18 protein-coding genes are annotated in these 17,468 nt (G+C 39.2%); 9 read left to right on the top strand and 9 right to left on the bottom strand.

Annotated elements, in window-relative coordinates; all coding sequences use genetic code 11:
* Position 1 precedes the first annotated feature (1 nt).
* The 4 genes from CWC11_RS04420 to lpxC all read left to right on the top strand — a co-directional run bounded on the left by CWC11_RS04420 (position 2) and on the right by lpxC (position 4,294).
* A complete protein-coding gene (locus CWC11_RS04420) occupies positions 2-778 on the top strand; it encodes a cell division protein FtsQ/DivIB (RefSeq protein WP_058547024.1) in 777 nt (258 codons plus the stop codon).
* Positions 775-2,007: a cell division protein FtsA gene (gene ftsA, locus CWC11_RS04415; protein WP_058547025.1), complete on the top strand. Its 1,233-nt coding sequence runs from the start codon at positions 775-777 to the stop codon at positions 2,005-2,007. The genes CWC11_RS04420 and ftsA overlap by 4 nt, the downstream gene beginning before the upstream one ends.
* A 21-nt stretch (positions 2,008-2,028) precedes the next feature.
* A complete protein-coding gene (ftsZ, locus tag CWC11_RS04410; protein ID WP_138681705.1) occupies positions 2,029-3,276 on the top strand; it encodes a cell division protein FtsZ in 1,248 nt (415 codons plus the stop codon).
* A gap of 106 nt (positions 3,277-3,382) precedes the next feature.
* On the top strand, positions 3,383-4,294 hold the full coding sequence (gene lpxC, locus CWC11_RS04405) for a UDP-3-O-acyl-N-acetylglucosamine deacetylase (RefSeq protein ID WP_058547027.1): 912 nt from the start codon (positions 3,383-3,385) through the stop codon (positions 4,292-4,294).
* Between the two features lie 81 nt (positions 4,295-4,375).
* Here lpxC and yjjG read toward each other — a convergent pair whose 3' ends face one another.
* The 3 genes from yjjG to CWC11_RS04390 all read right to left on the bottom strand — a co-directional run bounded on the left by yjjG (position 4,376) and on the right by CWC11_RS04390 (position 6,572).
* Positions 4,376-5,050 carry a pyrimidine 5'-nucleotidase gene (gene yjjG, locus CWC11_RS04400; protein ID WP_138681704.1) on the bottom strand — a complete coding sequence of 225 codons (675 nt, stop codon included), beginning with the start codon at positions 5,048-5,050 and terminating at the stop codon, positions 4,376-4,378.
* Between the two features lie 18 nt (positions 5,051-5,068).
* A complete protein-coding gene (gene yjjX / locus CWC11_RS04395; protein WP_138681703.1) occupies positions 5,069-5,608 on the bottom strand; it encodes an inosine/xanthosine triphosphatase in 540 nt (179 codons plus the stop codon).
* Positions 5,609-5,672: 64 nt separating this feature from the next.
* Entirely contained in the window at positions 5,673-6,572 is a 900-nt protein-coding gene (locus CWC11_RS04390) for a phosphoribulokinase (protein WP_058547029.1), read from the bottom strand.
* 117 nt (positions 6,573-6,689) lie between these two features.
* Here CWC11_RS04390 and CWC11_RS04385 point away from each other — a divergent pair, with 117 nt between their 5' ends.
* Together CWC11_RS04385 and CWC11_RS04380 are read left to right on the top strand one after the other, a co-directional pair.
* Complete coding sequence (locus CWC11_RS04385) at positions 6,690-7,562, top strand: TolB family protein (protein WP_138681702.1); 873 nt, start codon at positions 6,690-6,692, stop codon at positions 7,560-7,562.
* 64 nt (positions 7,563-7,626) lie between these two features.
* Complete coding sequence (locus CWC11_RS04380) at positions 7,627-7,992, top strand: hypothetical protein (protein ID WP_138681701.1); 366 nt, start codon at positions 7,627-7,629, stop codon at positions 7,990-7,992.
* A gap of 104 nt (positions 7,993-8,096) precedes the next feature.
* Here CWC11_RS04380 and CWC11_RS04375 read toward each other — a convergent pair whose 3' ends face one another.
* From CWC11_RS04375 to CWC11_RS04350, 6 genes are all read right to left on the bottom strand, one after another.
* Positions 8,097-10,670 (bottom strand): M1 family metallopeptidase, encoded by a 2,574-nt coding sequence (locus CWC11_RS04375; protein ID WP_138681700.1) that lies wholly within the window; start codon positions 10,668-10,670, stop codon positions 8,097-8,099.
* A gap of 159 nt (positions 10,671-10,829) precedes the next feature.
* Entirely contained in the window at positions 10,830-11,510 is a 681-nt protein-coding gene (locus CWC11_RS04370) for a site-specific integrase (RefSeq protein ID WP_138681699.1), read from the bottom strand.
* 158 nt (positions 11,511-11,668) lie between these two features.
* Complete coding sequence (locus CWC11_RS04365; protein ID WP_058547034.1) at positions 11,669-12,019, bottom strand: DUF2750 domain-containing protein; 351 nt, start codon at positions 12,017-12,019, stop codon at positions 11,669-11,671.
* 17 nt (positions 12,020-12,036) lie between these two features.
* Entirely contained in the window at positions 12,037-12,615 is a 579-nt protein-coding gene (locus tag CWC11_RS04360; RefSeq protein WP_058547035.1) for a glutathione S-transferase family protein, read from the bottom strand.
* A 57-nt stretch (positions 12,616-12,672) separates the two neighbouring features.
* Entirely contained in the window at positions 12,673-12,954 is a 282-nt protein-coding gene (locus tag CWC11_RS04355) for a peptidylprolyl isomerase (RefSeq protein ID WP_058547036.1), read from the bottom strand.
* Between the two features lie 79 nt (positions 12,955-13,033).
* Complete coding sequence (locus CWC11_RS04350) at positions 13,034-13,600, bottom strand: glutathione peroxidase (RefSeq protein WP_104642020.1); 567 nt, start codon at positions 13,598-13,600, stop codon at positions 13,034-13,036.
* Positions 13,601-13,681: 81 nt separating this feature from the next.
* Between CWC11_RS04350 and CWC11_RS04345 the strand changes: the two genes are divergently transcribed.
* From CWC11_RS04345 to CWC11_RS04335, 3 genes are all read left to right on the top strand, one after another.
* Positions 13,682-14,167, top strand: coding sequence for a GNAT family N-acetyltransferase (locus CWC11_RS04345; protein WP_138681698.1), 486 nt, complete (start codon positions 13,682-13,684; stop codon positions 14,165-14,167).
* A 123-nt stretch (positions 14,168-14,290) separates the two neighbouring features.
* Positions 14,291-16,285 (top strand): ATP-binding protein, encoded by a 1,995-nt coding sequence (locus CWC11_RS04340; protein WP_138681697.1) that lies wholly within the window; start codon positions 14,291-14,293, stop codon positions 16,283-16,285.
* A 53-nt stretch (positions 16,286-16,338) separates the two neighbouring features.
* Positions 16,339-17,468: response regulator (locus CWC11_RS04335; protein ID WP_138681696.1), on the top strand; the 1,130-nt coding region annotated here is incomplete at its 3' end.

Raw genomic sequence — 17,468 nt, 5'->3', positions numbered from 1 at the left:
TATGCATCCCCTTTTAGAAAAAGCTCAACAAATCAAGCTGAAACTAAATTGGTCGCTGATTTTTGGGGTGAGTTTTTTTCTGGTAGTAGTCATTGGCCTGGTGCAAATTACTACGGGTGTATCAGATTGGCTAGTAGAGAACAAAGATGCGCAAATAAAGCACTTAATTGTGCAAGGGCATCCAAAGTACACTGATGAAACAGCAATTATAAAAGCAATAAAAAAAGCAGACTTAAGTAGTTTTTTTGAACTAGATGTAAAGCATGTGCAGCAGCTTGTTCAAGATTTACCTTGGGTTGCTACTGTTTCAGTACGAAAACAATGGCCAGACACCATACAAGTATATGTTGTTGAACATGAAGCCGTAGCCCATTGGAATAGTGACTTATTGCTAAACCAAAGTGGCCAAGCGTTTCAAGCAAGTAGTGATAAGTTACACGACTTACCACAATTATATGGCCCTGAAGGCAGCGAAGAAGAGGCATGGGTTGCGTTTAAGCAATTTGATGAAATGCTAAAGGTAAATAACCTGACGCTTTCAAGTCTTGCCCTCTCTGAGCGGTTTTCGTGGCAGTTATGGTTAGATAACGGAATACGCTTAGATTTAGGGCGTAAAGATAAAGCCAAACGCGTACAACGTTTTATAGATGTTTACCCGCGAATGGAACAACGTGCAGATGCACAAGTAGATACAATCGATTTACGGTATGATACCGGCCTTGCTGTGAGCTTTAAGCCACTGCAAGAAGAACAATTACAAAATAAGAGTAAGGCATGACTAAGTCAGCAGAAAGAAACCTCGTGATTGGATTAGACGTTGGTACCTCGAAAGTGGTTGCCACGGTAGGTGAAATCACCGCAGATAACAAGCTCAGCATTGTTGGTGTGGGCAGCCAAGTATCTCATGGTATGGATAAAGGCGGCGTTAACGATTTAAACTTAGTGTCTGAGTCGATTCGCCGAGCTATTGATGAAGCCGAGTTAATGGCTGATTGTCGAATTAGCTCAGTGTACTTGGGGATTTCTGGCAAACATATTCAGTGTCAAAATGAAAGCGGTGTAGTTGCAATCAATAACACCGAAGTGACAGATGAAGACATTGAAAACGTCATTCATATTGCGCGTTCAGTGCCTATTTCTGCAGAGCGAAAAATGCTACATGCATTACCGCAAGAGTACAGCATAGACATGCAAGAAGGGATTAAAAACCCATTAGGCATGAGCGGCGTGCGTATGGAAGCACGAGCACACATAATTACGTGTTCGAACGATATGGCTAAAAACATTGAAAAATGTGTTCAGCGCTGCGGATTAGAAGTAGATCAACTTATATTTACGGCACTGGCGTCGTGTTACTCAGTTTTAACTGATGACGAAAAAGAGCTAGGTGTAGCCGTACTTGATATTGGTGGTGGTACAATGGATATCACCATTTATATTAATGGTGCTCAGCGTCACTCAGCTGTTATTCCAGTGGCTGGTAACCAAGTGACGGGTGATATTGCAAAAATATTTCGTACACCTATATCACATGCAGAGTCACTCAAAGTACAATACGCATGTGCAAATAGTCAAATGGCCAGTAGTGAAGACACTATTGAAGTACCAAGCGTAGGTGGGCGACCTGCAAGATTAATGTCGCGTCATACGTTATCTGAGGTTGTTGAGCCTCGTTTTAGAGAATTATTTGAGTTAGCGATGGAAGAAATTCGTCGTTCAGGCTTAGAAGACCAAATTGCGGCAGGCCTCGTTATCACGGGCGGGACTGCTAAAATGACTGGCGCTATGGAAGTGGCAGAAGACATCTTTCAAATGCCAGTAAGAATAGGCAAACCAATCGGGATGGTTGGTTTGACAGACTATGTAGATGATCCTTCGTACGCAACCGCTGTTGGTTTGTTACAATACGGGCGCACTATGCAATCGATGAATGCACAAAAGTCGAAAGCAGAGGATAACAATAATTGGTGGAACCGCATTACTAAATGGTTCCAAGGCGAGTTTTAATACTCAAGTCGGAGAGTAAACATGTTTGATATGATGGAACAGCACGGCGAAGAAGCCGTAATAAAGGTAATTGGCGTGGGCGGTGGCGGCGGTAACGCTGTTGAGCACATGGTAAAACAACAAATTGAAGGCGTACGTTTTATTGCCGCTAATACGGATGCACAAGCATTACGTAATTCAGCAGCAGATATAACGGTACAGCTTGGCACGCAAATAACCTCTGGGTTAGGTGCGGGCGCAAACCCAGAAGTAGGCCGTCAATCGGCTGAAGAAGATGCAGAAACCATTCGTGCGAGCCTTGAAGGTGCCGATATGGTATTTATTGCAGCGGGTATGGGCGGTGGTACAGGTACTGGTGCAGCACCAGTGGTTGCTAAAATCGCTAAAGAATTAGGTATTTTAACGGTTGCAGTAGTAACACGTCCTTTTGATTTTGAAGGTAAAAAACGTGCCGCTGCCGCTGAACAAGGCATTAATGAATTGTCAGAAATTGTAGACTCACTTATTACAATTCCGAACAATAAATTGCTTAAAGTTTTAGGAAAAGGGACTACACTTCTAGATGCCTTCGCTAAAGCTAATGACGTATTATTTGGCGCAGTACAAGGTATTGCCGAGCTGATTACACGTTCTGGTTTAATTAACGTGGATTTCGCCGACGTACGTACAGTAATGTCAGCGATGGGTACTGCTATGATGGGTACTGCTTCTGCGTCTGGCCCTGATCGTGCACAAGAAGCTGCTGAAGCCGCAATCTCAAGCCCATTACTAGAAGACGTTGATTTAACTGGTGCTAAAGGTATCTTAGTTAATATTACCGCAGGTATGGACATTGCGATTGAAGAATTTGAAATTGTTGGTAACCACGTTAAGGCGCTAGCGTCTGAAAATGCAACGGTTGTTGTTGGTGCGGTTATTGACCCAGAAATGAGCGACGAGTTACGTGTAACGGTTGTTGCAACTGGTTTAGGCGGCGATCGTCGTCCACAATTTGGTATTGTTGATAACGGTATTAAAAAGGCATCAGGTTCTGATGTTACTGGTTCATCAAACCAAACAAGTAGTATGTACGTACCAAGCTTTGCAAGCCAAGGTACAAGCTCTGAAGAAAGCACTGCTAGCACGCAAGTAGAAACTAAAGAACAAACAGAATCTACCAGCTCAAGCAGTTCAACTAGCTCTTCAGCGCAAAATAATAAAAAAGCGGATAAATCAGAAGGTGGTGATTATTTTGATATTCCTGCTTTTTTACGTAAACAGGCTGATTAACATTTAATAATACTTTTGTTTGAAATATGTACAAATATTGAAAGGCAAAAGGATTTATGTTACACTCCGACGCCTAACTGTAACTGATTTTAAAGTGAGCGAACCTATGATTAAACAGCGTACGATTGCACAAGTAGTCAAAGCCATAGGAATTGGACTTCATAAAGGTGAGAAGGTCACAATAACTCTCCGACCTGCGAGCGCAAATACTGGGATTGTATTTCGTCGTGTGGACCTTGATCCGGTTGTTGAATTTGAAACAACACCTGAAGCCGTTGGTGATACACAGCTATGTACCTGTTTAATTAACAAAGATGGCGTTCGCTTATCAACTACTGAGCACTTAATTGCAGCGGTTGCCGCAATGGGTATTGATAATCTAATTGTAGAATTAGATAGCTCAGAAGTGCCAATTATGGATGGTAGTGCATTACCATTTATATACTTGTTACAAAAAGGCGGCATAGAAGAGCAAAATGTCGCGAAACGCTTTATTCGTATTAAAGAAAAAGTACGTATTGAAGAAGGTGATAAATGGGCCGAAGTAGAACCATATGATGGTTTTCATATCGACTTTGAAATTGCTTTTGACCACCCGGCAATTAATGAAAGCCGCCAACGTGTTGGTTTAGACATTACGGCACAAAGCTTTACTGAAGAAATTAGCCGCGCACGTACTTTTGGTTTTATGAAAGATATAGAATACATGCATGCTAACAACCTAGCACTAGGTGGTAGTATGGATAGCGCAGTAGTACTTGATGAGTTTAAAGTTTTAAACCCTAATGGTTTACGCTACAGCGATGAGTTTGTTAAGCATAAAATACTAGACTGTGTTGGTGACATGTTTATGACAGGTCACAACCTTTTAGGTAAAGTAACGGCATTTAAATCGGGTCACGATTTAAACAACAAGTTACTTCGCAAAGTTATGGCTACAGAGTCAGCATGGGAGTGGGCAACATTTGAAACGCCTGTTACGATGCCTGCACCCGGCCTTGAGTTAGCGACTGCCTAACTTAGTATTTTAAAAATACACGCTCACAAACAGTTATAAAAAATGACGCTTAATAGCGTCATTTTTTTGCTTTTAATTTAGCTAAATTTTAAGAATGGACTGCAATTGATCTAAGGTAGTTATTGTGTAAGTGGGAGTTATCCCTTCAGGTAACTGCTCACCAGGGTGTTGCAACCAACAGGTATCAATACCAACATTATTACCGCCAAGTATGTCGCTTGAGGCAGTATCACCCACCATTAAGATCTGGCTTTTATCAGGGTTACCCATAAGCTCAAATGTGTGCTCAAAAATAGCTTTATTAGGTTTTGCTATGCCTACCAGCTCTGATATAACCAACCACTCAAACATATCTTTTAAACCAGTGTGTTCTAAGCGCACGGTCTGCAAGCGGGCAAATCCGTTAGTTATGATACCTAATTTAGCATGTGGTTTTAGTTTATTTAAAAGCTCTACTGCACCAGGCAAAGGCTCGCAAATTTGCGCCATAGAATCTAAAAAAGCATCATTTAATTCTTTTGCTGGCACATTTAGTTTTTCAGACCACTCGTTAAAGCGGGTTACTTGTAAATAATCGGCACTAATAGTGCCATTTTGGTAATCAACCCATAGTTGCTTATTGGTTTTTTGATAGTGTACGTAGTCGTCTTTAGTAAATTGTATATCGTATGCTTTAAACATACGGGTCATACCCGCGAGAATATCAAATCTAAATAATGTTTCGTCGGCATCAAACAGTACATAACTGTATTTCATTAAACTTCCTAAATTAATTCATTTGTTATACAAAGCAGGGTGTAAAAAAGGCGCCATTGCTAAAGTAAGTGCTTGAGTATAAGTACTTTCACGGGTTGCATGGTTATTAGTAAGAAGCCCAATAGCGCCGCCTTTTTGCTTAATATTTTGAGTATTAAAGGCTTTATCCATCACATCGCCAAGTTCTTCACCGTTTAATAGCGCGTTATACAAAACTTGAGGTAAAGGTAAATTGCTACTGCGTCCTACAGATTGCTCTGAGCCGTTATTAATTACCACATAGGCAAAGGTTGCTGCACCGTAACTAAATTGCTCTGCACCGCCTTCCATGGCGCAGTAGTAGTGTGCTTTGTAGGTGTCTTTGCAAAAGGCTACCCTGTTTTGTGCACCAATGCGTGTTTGCTCTTCACCAATAGGCTGATCTGGCACATTAGATGGGGCATCAACACCTTGGCAATCAATTTCATGATCAGGGAAATACATTGCAAAAATATGTTTAGCCGCGTTAATTTTTACGGGGTTTTTAGAACCCACTACAATTTTTAATGAGTACAACACAATGTCCCTTATTGTTACTAAAAATCAGCAGTGTACGTGAGAGAGCTCAATCTTAGAAGAGGCGTTAAATAGGTATATCAAGAGGTGCTAAGTTTTCTAAGGCACGCTTTTTAATAATAATATCTTTAATAAGAGGAGTAAGAACCAGCTCCATTGCTAAACCCATTTTACCACCGGGCACCACAAGTGTATTAATTCGCGACATGAAACTACCTTCAATCATTTGTAAATAATACGGAAAATCAACATCATCAATTCCCCTAAAACGAATAACGACAAAGCTTTCATCGAGTGATGGAATATCTTTTGCGCTAAAAGGGTTTGATGTATCAACGGTTGGTACGCGCTGAAAGTTAATATGGGTACGTGAAAATTGCGGCGTAATATGGTTAATGTAGTCGTCCATACTGCGAACAATTGAATCCATTACTTTTTCACGAGAGTGGCCACGGTCTTGAGTATCGCGGATCAGCTTTTGGATCCATTCAAGGTTAATTATAGGTACCATGCCTATAAGTAAATCAACGTGCTTAGCTACATCATGATCTTGATCAACTACACCACCATGCAGACCTTCGTAAAACATTAAATCGGTACTCGATTCAAGATCTTGCCACGGTGTAAACGTACCCGGCAATTGGTTATAAGGTACTGCTTCGTCAAAAGTATGTAAGTAACGACGCAGCTTACCTTGGCCTGTTTCGCCGTATTGGTTGAATAATGTTTCTAGTGCGCCAAAGTCGTTAGCTTCTCGGCCAAAGTAGCTAATATGCTTACTTTCTTGTTGGGCTTCGCGTATTTTCTTATCCATTTCAGGGCGAGTGTAACGGTGAAAGCTATCCCCTTCGACAAAAGCTGCATCTATATTTAGGCTACGAAAAATGTGTTTAATTGCATTGGTTGTAGTAGTAGTACCCGCACCAGAAGAACCTGTAATAGCAATGATAGGATGTTTAGCTGACATGTTTTTTTCTCTTTTTTAGGACCACGTTAGTTATAAAGAGTTTACTGGCTCTGCTCAAGTGACGCCACCAGCAAATAACGTTATCATGAGGTGCTTAAAATTAAAACGAGAGAAAGCATGAAACTTATTAAACCATTGCTTGGACTATTTTCAATAACGGCGCTTAGCCTAAGTATGGCGCAGGCTAGCATGCCAAAGAGCCAAATATTACTAGCAGATTTAAATACACCTTATGGAATACAGGTTAAGCTAATAAGCGATAAAAATAGCTATAACAACCAACCTTATTTAACTAATTCGGGCATTTACTTTACTCATGAAGTTATCTCTGAACAGCAAAGCCAAACAGATATTGCATACTACGACTTAGCGACAAAACAAGTTAGCAATCTTACAAACTCACCTGTAAGTGAATATTCCCCAACAGTTATGCCAAACGAAAAGAGTTTATCTGCCATTGTAGTTGAGTCTGACTCTAAGCAAAAATTATGGCAATACCCACTTAATAACGAGCAAAGCCCAAGTCGGATTTTTGATTGGATAGAGCCTGTAGGCTACCACGCTTGGGGTATTCAAAATGATTTAGTCATGTTTATATTAGGTGATCCGCATACATTGCAATACACCTCTGTAGAGGCAGCAAAAGGGCATATTGCGGCAAGTAATATTGGTCGGACGTTAATTTATAATCATTCAATGGCTAAATTTTTATTTAGTTACACTAAAAATGATCAGCATATTTTAGCGAGCTTTAATGCACAAACTAAACAGGTTGAAGATTTACTAAGGTTACCAGCTAATGTACAAGATTTTATTTTAAAAGATGATGCAACGATTGCTTATGCAATTAAAAACCGTGTGTATCAACGTCAACTTACAGGTAAGAATGAGGTTTCTCAGTGGTTAGATTTAAGTACTTACTGCGATACCACTATTACTCGTATGAGCTATAACAGTGATAAGCTCGCTTTCGTGTGTGATGTAAAATAAATTCGGACTTTGCAGTGCGTATACGTTACTGTATTGCGCAACTTACTATTATAGGATTTACAACGTGGCCTACAGCGCAGACGAGCTTACAGAGCAACTCATTAAATTACAGTGCAGAAGTAATTTTAAAATTAAGAACATTGCAGAGTACATGTTAGTAAACTCTAAAGAAGCGTTTTACACTCACAGCGAAAGTGGTAAAGGTAAAATTGTAATTCGCCCAGCATTCGAAGTGTTTAGTGATGACTTTAGTGATATAGATGGGGTTGTACGCGCACCCGGTTATTTTCACAGTAGTGAAATGACCCGTTTCCCTACGCGTATATTTAAAAGTGCTCAGCCAATTCATTACGGCGTGGCGTTTAAAATAAACTCAGAGCAAGCTGCAAAAGACTTTATAGCTAAATTAACTATGATCATTGGTGGTTAATAAAAGGCTTAGTTAAGCAAAAACTTGGTTAAGACACTTACTAAAAAGCCGCTGAGTTTATATTCAGCGGCTTTTGTATTTTTATAGTTTAATGAATCTAAGAGTTACTTACTTTTTAAGAAGCTATTAACCGATTCAAGTTCACGTGTTTTAAGCGCAATACAGTCATTAGTACTTTCTTCAAGTTTACTTAATGTACGCGCATAACCAGCTACATCAGCTACTTTTTTGTTAAAAAAGGCCTGAGTTTTAGCTAAGCTCTGTGCATCACATCTTGCTGTTGTAAAGTACGGTAAGTTAGGAATAAAGAACGGTGGCAAGCTTGCAGTTACTTTATCGTAATTGCTGTATACCCAATCTATAAATAGCGCTTGGCGCTCATCGGTATAACTTTGACCTGACAAAATAGTACGCATATCAGAAGCCGTTACTTCGTCCGTTAGACTATAAGCCAATACTGCTTTTTGAAGTTTTGGCTCGCCAAAAAAGCTCATTGCAGCAAGCATATTAGTACGTACTTGCGGATCTTTTGTCGTTTTAAACGTCGTCATGAATTGATCAAGTAATGCTTCATCACCATGAAAAGCGGCAAGTGTTAAGTAGGTGCCAGCTAAATAAGGGTCTACTTTTTGCGGATCTTTTAAGTAAGCTTGTGTTTGCTCTTTTGCTTTATTTATTACATTTTGATCTTCGCCATCAAAACCTAAACGAGACACAACAGCTGCTCTTAACTGTGAAATAGCACCGTCTTCACCGGCTTTCGCTTCTAGGCCATATTTTTTAGCCGCAGGCGTTACAGCACCACGAATAAATTCAGGCCATAGATCTTTATTGCTTTCATCTTTAAAGGTGCGCTGCTGCGATACTAAGTAACCCAGTGCAGTATTAGCTACGCGAGGGTGGCTATCACTTACAAATACTTCAAGCGTTTGCATTAATTTTGCTGCAGATATAACACCCGCATCAAGTAATGCATCAGTAGCTGAAAGCAGTGCTAGGCGCTCGCGATCACTTAATACGCTAGGGGCTTTTTTAATAAGTGCGCTAAATTGTGCATCATCCATTACCCAGCGGTAGTAGCCTAAAGCACCTTGGTCAGGGTAAATCCACTCAGGTTCAAAATCTAGATCAAGCGTTTGGCTTTGTTTATTTAGTAAAATATTAGCTGTTTTTACTTTATCGCCGGCGCCATATTTTATAGCTACAGGTACATTCCAAAGCTGTGCAGGGGCATCAACTCCGGCGTTTGCAAAACGGCTTTGCGAAACAGTAAGCTTTTTACCTTGCTGTTTAACATTTACTAGTGGGAAAGACGATTGCTCAATAAACGATTTTAAAACACTTGCTACATCTTTATTTGACGCCTTACCTAACGCTTCCCATAAATCTGCAGCTTCGGCATTTTTAAAAGAAAACTCTTTTAAATAGCTCTGAATACCTTTTTGGAATGCATCTTCGCCAATCCAGTTTTCAACCATTGCAAGCACTGAGCTACCTTTAGAATATGCTAAGCCTAAGCCATCCATAATATCGGCATCCGTTTTAATAGGCTTACGAATAGGTTTAGTACTTAGGCGAGCATCAAGTGCCATTACGTTGTTTTGTGGTAAATCAAGGTGTGATTCAAACTCAGGGTTAAGCTGCTTAGTAATTTTAGCCGCCATCCAGCTTGCAAACGCTTCATTTAGCCATAAATCGTTCCACCATTTCATGGTTACCAAGTTACCGTACCATTGGTGAGCAAGTTCGTGAGCAATAATAGACACGTTGCGCTGCTTTTTACTGCGAGTCGCAGCTGCTAAATCAACTAATAAAATATCTTCACGATAAGTTACCAGGCCTGAGTTTTCCATTGCGCCAAACGGGAATTCAGGAACAGCAACAGAGTCTAGCTTTTTGTAAACATAAGGAATACCAAAGTAGGCTTCAAGTGCGCCCAGTACTTTTGGCATATTTTCTTTAGCGTATTGGGCTAAGTGAATTTTACCTTGTGGCGTAATAACTCGACCAGGAATAGGCATACCTTCAATGTTTAACTCTTCAAACGGGCCAACAGCCATCGCTACTAGGTATGAAGGAATTGGCGGCGTTTTATCAAAATAGTGGGTGGTCATATCGCCGTTAACCGTTGTTTTAAGCTCTGGCGTATTGGCATATACTTTTTGAGATGTAGGCGCGGTAATTGTCAGTTGAAATGGAATTTTGTAATTTGGCTCATCAAAAACAGGAAACGCACGACGCGCATCATTCATTTCAAATTGGGTAAATAAATAAGGTGTGCCTTGGTCTAACGTTTTATATAAACCGACACTTTGGCGGTTGTAAGGCGCAGAAAAATCAACTTTAAGTGTGTATTTACCCGGCTGAATTTGCTCATTACAGCTAAATTTAACTTTACCGGTTTTAAGCATTTCATTACTTAAATCACAGTTTTCTTCGCCAAGTAGTTGCGCCATTTTAACAGCGTAAGCGACGCCATTTAGCTCAATGTATTTTGTTGGTTTTAGTACTTCTAGGGCTATTTCAGTCATCCCTGTGAATGTATCTTGGCTTGGGTCGAGTGTTAACGACACGTGCTGTGAGCTTGGTTTCGCGAGTTTTTCAATAACGAATTCGTTAGCGTTTGCAGCATTCATTGCTAAAGCAACGCTCACCGTTAAGAAGCTTTTAAAAAACATAATAATCCCTAGATTGTTGTTGTTAGAAACTACTCTAAATAGGCTTTTTTATGCGTTAATTATTTAGAGTGTGGATATCCTAACAGCTTTTTAGAATGGAGTAATTGATTATAGCTTGGATAGAATAGTCAAAAAGAGGCTAAAGAGTAACAAAGTTTGTCAGTGGCTTTCTCGAAGGGTAAAACGTGTCCAATGCACGTGAGGGTTAATAATACGAATTTGCTGAATCACATTATTTAATAATGAAATGTCGTCAAATTTATCGTGCTGATATTCGTTAAAGCCCATTAAGTAATTAAAGGCATCCTTTGAACCTGCTTGCAGCGCATAGATACGAATTTGTTGTTCAAAGTTAAGGCGAAGGCTACTAACAGCCGTTTTCATTCCTAATTGATCTACATTAGGAATAGCGCATTTTTGCAAATACCCAGCGCGCTCTCCTTCACCTGAAAACCATATACGTACTTTTTCGCTATAGCGGCCTGTTTTGGCAGGTAAGTCGAACATTAAGCGAGTATGGTGATGGGCTTTTATAAATTCAATATAGTCATTAAAGCCTGCATCAACTAAGGCATGATGCACAGGTACTAAGCGTGGTTTTATTTTTCCGTGGGTATGAAAACTAAAGCATAAAATACCTTGCTCAAAAACAAGATCATCAAGTGTTAAACAGCCTATTTCGTCACTATACGCACCGCTATAATAAGCGATTAAAGGCAGCCAAAAGTGCCAGTGTTTGGCTTGCTCACGTGCAACTTTAACATCACCATATATATATCCATTATAAAGTGTATGCAGTTCCATAGCTGAAAAAGGGCGACGACCAAGATGGGTTTTCAACGTAATACCTTGAAAGTAATGACGTGTTCTATTTTATACTTAAACTATACAAAGATGCGAGTATCGATTCTAGAATTTATGTATTTAGCTACAAACAAAAACACCCAGCATAAAAATAGGCAGGGTGTTTTTGTTCGCTATCAGTTTTATAGCGTAATTTATTCGCTTAAAGCGCGTGCTAAACCTACAGGTTCTATTTCTACACATACTTGGTCGTCATTCCAATTTAGACCAACTAAAGCGCTATCTTCGTTTAAATCTTCAACCCAATCATCTAAAAACTCATCAAGATTGATTTCGGCCGGGCTATATTCTGCCCATTCGTCTTTACACTGGGCTTTAGCTGCTTCTTCGCTTTCCCACAAAAGTAATACGTCAGTTTCTGCAAACTGATTTGACTCACATACAACAAAGCCGCCATCATCGCTGCTTAGTGCCCATACTTGCTCGCTTACACGTACTTTTTCTACAAAGCTAACTAGTTGTGATTCTATTTCGATATCGCTCATGTGTTTACCTTTTTAAATTAGAGACTAGGACTGGTATTTATTGCTGCTTGGCGCTTGCTATATTGCTCATAAAAAGCAACAAGCTCACTGTGTTGACTAAAGTCAGTCAGTTCGCGAAAGCAAATCCAATCAAGCAGGCAGTATAAACTGATGTTGAGGTATTCACAGCTTTTAAATTCATCATCAGCTAAATGCGTATTTAAATAGCTTAATGTTTCAGCAATGCGTTCGTTTTGCAGATTAAAAAATAATTTATCGCTTTGAGTATCAAATCCCGAGCGTTTACAAATTGCCATTTCAACGAGTGAGTCGTTACAGGCATTGATGATTGTAAGCAATTGCTCTTGCGGCCATGAAAGATCGGGCTGGGCTGTTTTTTTAAGAAGGTAGCGTAAAATTGTATTTGAATCGCCTAACGTGAGATCGCCATCAACCAAAATAGGTACTTTACGTGCAGGGTTATTACTAGCAAGCGTAGGTCGGCCTTCTTCAGAAAATATATTTAAAGTAACAAATTCTAAATTACAGTTGTTTTCAAGTGCCCATATTCTTATGCGGCGAGCATAAGGTGAGGCATCAGTACCAATAAGCTTCATAATTACTCCTAAAAAAAGCCGCATAAGCGGCTTTTTGTTTATTGCAATAACACAACGTTATTCTGAACGGCTTGTAACTTCAAGCAAATGATAGCCAAACTGTGTTTGTACAGGGCCTTGCACTTGATTGATAGGTGCAGAGAATACTACTTTATCAAACTCAGGTACCATCATGCCTGGGCCAAACTCACCAAGAGCACCACCATCTTGACCCGAAGGACAGTTAGAATGTGCTTTTGCTAATTCAGCAAAATCTTCGCCTTGCTCAATTTGTGTTTTTAGATCTAAGCATTGTGCTTCGCTGTCTACAAGTATGTGTCGTGCGCTTGCTACTGTCATTAAAATCTCCTGGATTTAAAGTGATGTTTTTTTAATCGAATGAAAACTAGTCTAGTCAGATTACACTAATTGTACCAGTTTAGTTATTAGATAGTGCTTTTTCAATTGCGTTAACTAAGCGTGCTGACGATGGTTCAGCTTTAGAGTTAAAGCGAGTAATTGTTTTACGATCAGCAGACACCAAATATTTATAAAAATTCCAATTAGGTGAGCTTGTTTGCTTATTTAAATGTTTAAATATTGCATTAGCATTACTACCACGTACTTCGCTGGTGGCAAACATAGGAAACGTTACGCCATAATTTATAAAGCATACTTTTGCTGTTAATTTTTCGTCATTTTCTTCTTGAAAAAAGTCATCAGACGGAAAACCGAGCACTACCAATCCCTTATCTTTATATTCTTTGTAAAGTGCCTCAAGCCCTCTAAATTGCGAGGTGAACCCACAATTACTGGCTGTGTTTACAATAAGCAAAGGCTTATTTTTAAACTGGCATAAGTTAATCGTTTCCTCAGAGCGCAGCTTTCGTATATTTACATTGGTAAAGTCTTGGCATGTTTGCTCGTTTTCAGCAGACGATGCGTATGCGTGCAATGGTATATTTATACATAACGCAGCTAACCCTAAAATAATTTTTTTTAGCATAACTTGCACCTACATTTACGATTGTTTGATAGGGGGAACATACGCTAATATGAACAAAATTGATCAACCCTTCAAGTAACTATGACAACTCGCCTTGCAAATATTAATGATTTAAGTGAAATAGTCGCCATTTATAACGAAACAATTGCGTCTCGAATGGTCACCGCAGATACCGAAGAAGTAAGCGTTGAACAAAAACGTGAGTGGTTTAATAGCCATACTGCAAATCGACCTATATATGTTTACTGCGAAGATGGAAAAGTACTTGCTTGGCTAAGTTATAAGTCGTTTTATGGGCGTCCCGCATACGACGGTACAGTAGAAGTAAGTATTTACATTACCAGCAAAGCACAAGGTAAAGGTTTAGGTAAAAAGCTAATGGAGTTTGCTCAAACTACAGCTAAGCAGTTGGATATTAAAGTATTACTTGGGTTTATATTTAGCCATAATGTGCCAAGCATAAAGTTATTTAAGCATTTTGAGTTTGAAGTATGGGGCGAATTACCCAATGTTGCCATTATGGATGGCACACCATATAGCCTTACTATTTTTGGAAAACACCTTTAATTAAAGGTGTTTCATATTCAGGTAATATTTTTTTACAAAATAAGTACAAGGACTTATGCCAATTAAATAAAAATAGACTACGCTATTAACATATTAAGTTTATTAATTTTTAAGTGTAGCTTGATGATTCGAAAAATATTAATTGTTGATAGTAGCAGCGTCATCGCCATGAGGGTGAAGGTGCTTTTAGAATTAATAGGATGTGAAGTCGAATTAATTCATTTTAGCATGCTAGAAATGTACACCCGCATAGCTGACTATGACCTTGTTATAGTGGCTCATGGTGTACCTGTTGATGCTATTAAACCGCTTGCAAGCGAAGTTGCGCAAGAGCGCTTTATGCTGCTTGCACCAAAAGCAGAAAACGGTGAGCAGTTATCTGCCTTTAGTCAATTAAACCATGTTGCTCCCAATGCAACGGTGGTTTACCCGTTTTTTTCTAACAAAGAAATCACCTCGCTACTAGAGAGTCTATTAGAGCTGGGCTCAAACCATATCTTAAAATTACCAACCATTTTATTAGTCGATCATATTCCTGAGCGCCTCGAGAAAATGAAAAGCAGTTTGGTGGGTGCGCATATAGAAACACATACCGCCATTAACAGCGCCCAAGCACTGGAAATATGTAAAGATAAGCATATAGATATATTAATTAGCGACTTTATTTTAGATGATGGCACTGGGTTAGATATTTTTTCGAAATTAAAAGTAACTCAGCCGCACTGCCGTTGTTTATTATTTACCTCTCGGCCCGATCAAGTCTCGATGATAGAAGCTATTCGCCAAGGCGTAGAAGATGTACTAATAAAGCCTTTAAACGACAGCGTTTTATTACAGTCGGTCCATAAATTATGGCAAACAGAGTTACTAAAACGCCATAATGCAGAGCTTGTCGAAAGGCTGCAAGATACCGTAGATGCACTAATCGAAAAAGACAGCTTACTCCAAGTTATTTATAAACACACACCAGACGCCATCATGTTATTTGAACGCAGTGGTAAAGTAATAGAAGCTAACGATGCGTGTTTAAAACTCTTTAATTTACCGTTTAATGAACTAGAGGGTAAATCTGTATTTACCTTTTTAGATGACGACTCTATTTGTGGTATCAAAGACAAAATTTCAACGCTAAATAGTAATCGCCAATTTAGCTGTGATTTACGGTTATCTAAAACGACCGGTGGTTATATTCCGCTAGTAGGTTCTTTTAACGAAATAGATCACCACGGTGAAATTGCACTGGCTGTAATTTTTAAAAATGTAACTCATCTAAAACAAAAAGAAGACTTATTGCTAGAAGCCAAAGACGTACTTGAAGAGCAAGTAAGAGCGCGTACCTCACAGCTAGAACATGCTAAAAACGTAGCTGAAGCTGCCAATCTCAGTAAGTCAGAGTTTTTAGCTAATATGTCGCATGAGCTACGCACACCAATGCATTCAATATTAAGCTTTTCGCGCTTTGGTTTGAGCAAGCTAGCTGCAGGCGATTTTGCCAAAGAAAAACTCGTTAAGTATTTATCTCGCATTGAAAGTAGTGGCGAGCGTCTACTTTCGTTGCTAAATAACTTACTCGATTTATCAAAACTCGATGTGGGTAAATTTCCTTTTAACCCTCGACCATATAATTTGGCAAATATCATTAAAACAAGCATTGATGATGTATCGGGTACTGCTATGGAAAAAGAAATTGAAATAGCTTTTACAACCCAACCACTCCCTGTTATTGCACAGTGCGATGAAGAACAAATAAATCAGTTATTACGAAATGTACTCGGTAACGCCTTAAAATTTAGTGAGCCAAAAAGCAAAATTAAAGTAACTCTTGAGTCAAGCAATGAGCTTGCCATAATAGAAGTGATTGATAACGGCATTGGCATACCTGCAGATGAGCTTGAACATATTTTTACTAAGTTTGCACAAAGTAGTAAAACAAATAGTGGTGCAGGCGGTACCGGTTTAGGCCTTGCCTTGTGTAGAGAGTTTGTGTCTTTACATCAAGGTGAAATAACCGCGCAAAATAACGAAAACGGTGGTGCAACAGTATGTATACAAGTACCCCTGGAAATAAACCTAGATGAACATTTGGCCGAAGAGCAATTAGAGCAGCAAAACCACTAATTATTTTTGGCAAGCCAAGTAACTTTTTTAAGAATTTGAATGGATGATAAATTATGGCCTTAACTAAAATTCTTGCCGTCGATGACGAGCCGTTTAACCTTGAAATAATTGAAGAAATTTTAGAAGAACTTGATTTTGAGTTGCAAGTAGCAACCAGCGGCCCTGAGTGTTTAGCTATGGTTGAAGGGTATATGCCGCAAGTAATATTACTTGATGTAAGTATGCCGCAAATGAACGGCTACGAAGTATGTAAAGCACTTAAAGCGAACCCAAATACAGCGCACATTATTGTCATGTTTGTATCGGCACGTGGCACGGTTGAAGAGCGAATGGAAGGCTACTCTGTTGGGGCTGAAGATTATATTGTAAAGCCGTTTGGCCACGATGAGCTCAAATCTAAACTTAAAAATTTAAACCAAGTACTTATTGAAAAACAAAGTCTTGAAAAGCAAGTTGAAGACGCGACCTCTACAGCATTTAATGCGATGGCCAACAGTAGTGAAATGGGCGAAATAGTTAATTATGTTGAAAACATCGGGTTTATTAACGAACCAGAAGAGCTTGGTAAAGCACTAATTGATTGCCTCAAGTCATTTGATTTACAAAGTAATGTTGAATTTAGACAGGGTGATGAAATCAACCACTTTGCGCTAAGTGGCGTATGTTCGCCTATTGTTGTTGAGCTATTTGAAATGCTTAAAAATAAAGGGCGCTTACATGAGTTTTCGCACCGAATTTTAGTTAATTATGAACTGATCAGCCTGCTTATTTTAAACATGCCAGATCATGATCCAGACAAGCACGGACGTATACGCGATCATGTATGTTTTATTGTAAGTGTTACCGAGCAGCAATTACGTGCAATTATGACCAAAAAAATGCTCGAGTCGCAGCAGGCAAAACTCAATGCTGTTGCAAGCACAGTACACAGTAAATTTCATGGGCTAATTAGCTTATTAAATGAGAACCGCCAAAGTAACGAAAAAGTATTTAAACAATTACAAGAAGAGCTTGAAGAGCGTATCCCCACAATGGGGCTAGATGAAGATCAGGAGGTGTTTATTTATAAAAAAGTAGATGAAACTATCCAAAATTCAATTGCTAGAGAGGAGTCTGTAAAACAAGTAAAAGCAGCCTTTGCTGAAATTGAGCAACATCTATCTGTATTAGTTCAGACAAGATC

The organism is Pseudoalteromonas sp. S3178 (assembly GCF_005886985.1).
GTDB classification, from domain to species: Bacteria; Pseudomonadota; Gammaproteobacteria; order Enterobacterales; family Alteromonadaceae; genus Pseudoalteromonas; species Pseudoalteromonas carrageenovora.
Note: the sequence above shows the minus strand (reverse complement) of the source record. Positions and strands in the feature narration are given on the sequence as shown.

Bases quoted from the DNA above. Each gene is read 5' to 3' on its own strand.
- CWC11_RS04420 (WP_058547024.1), top strand. From the start codon at position 2: ATGCATCCCCTTTTAGAAAAAGCTCAACAAATCAAGCTGAAACTAAAT.
- lpxC (WP_058547027.1), top strand. From the start codon at position 3,383: ATGATTAAACAGCGTACGATTGCACAAGTAGTCAAAGCCATAGGAATT.
- CWC11_RS04350 (WP_104642020.1), bottom strand. From the start codon at position 13,600: ATGCTAAAAAAAATTATTTTAGGGTTAGCTGCGTTATGTATAAATATA.
- CWC11_RS04355 (WP_058547036.1), bottom strand. From the start codon at position 12,954: ATGACAGTAGCAAGCGCACGACACATACTTGTAGACAGCGAAGCACAA.
- yjjG (WP_138681704.1), bottom strand. From the start codon at position 5,050: ATGAAATACAGTTATGTACTGTTTGATGCCGACGAAACATTATTTAGA.
- CWC11_RS04340 (WP_138681697.1), top strand. From the start codon at position 14,291: ATGATTCGAAAAATATTAATTGTTGATAGTAGCAGCGTCATCGCCATG.
- ftsZ (WP_138681705.1), top strand. From the start codon at position 2,029: ATGTTTGATATGATGGAACAGCACGGCGAAGAAGCCGTAATAAAGGTA.
- CWC11_RS04385 (WP_138681702.1), top strand. From the start codon at position 6,690: ATGAAACTTATTAAACCATTGCTTGGACTATTTTCAATAACGGCGCTT.
- CWC11_RS04375 (WP_138681700.1), bottom strand. From the start codon at position 10,670: ATGTTTTTTAAAAGCTTCTTAACGGTGAGCGTTGCTTTAGCAATGAAT.
- ftsA (WP_058547025.1), top strand. From the start codon at position 775: ATGACTAAGTCAGCAGAAAGAAACCTCGTGATTGGATTAGACGTTGGT.
- CWC11_RS04360 (WP_058547035.1), bottom strand. From the start codon at position 12,615: ATGAAGCTTATTGGTACTGATGCCTCACCTTATGCTCGCCGCATAAGA.
- CWC11_RS04345 (WP_138681698.1), top strand. From the start codon at position 13,682: ATGACAACTCGCCTTGCAAATATTAATGATTTAAGTGAAATAGTCGCC.
- CWC11_RS04390 (WP_058547029.1), bottom strand. From the start codon at position 6,572: ATGTCAGCTAAACATCCTATCATTGCTATTACAGGTTCTTCTGGTGCG.
- CWC11_RS04365 (WP_058547034.1), bottom strand. From the start codon at position 12,019: ATGAGCGATATCGAAATAGAATCACAACTAGTTAGCTTTGTAGAAAAA.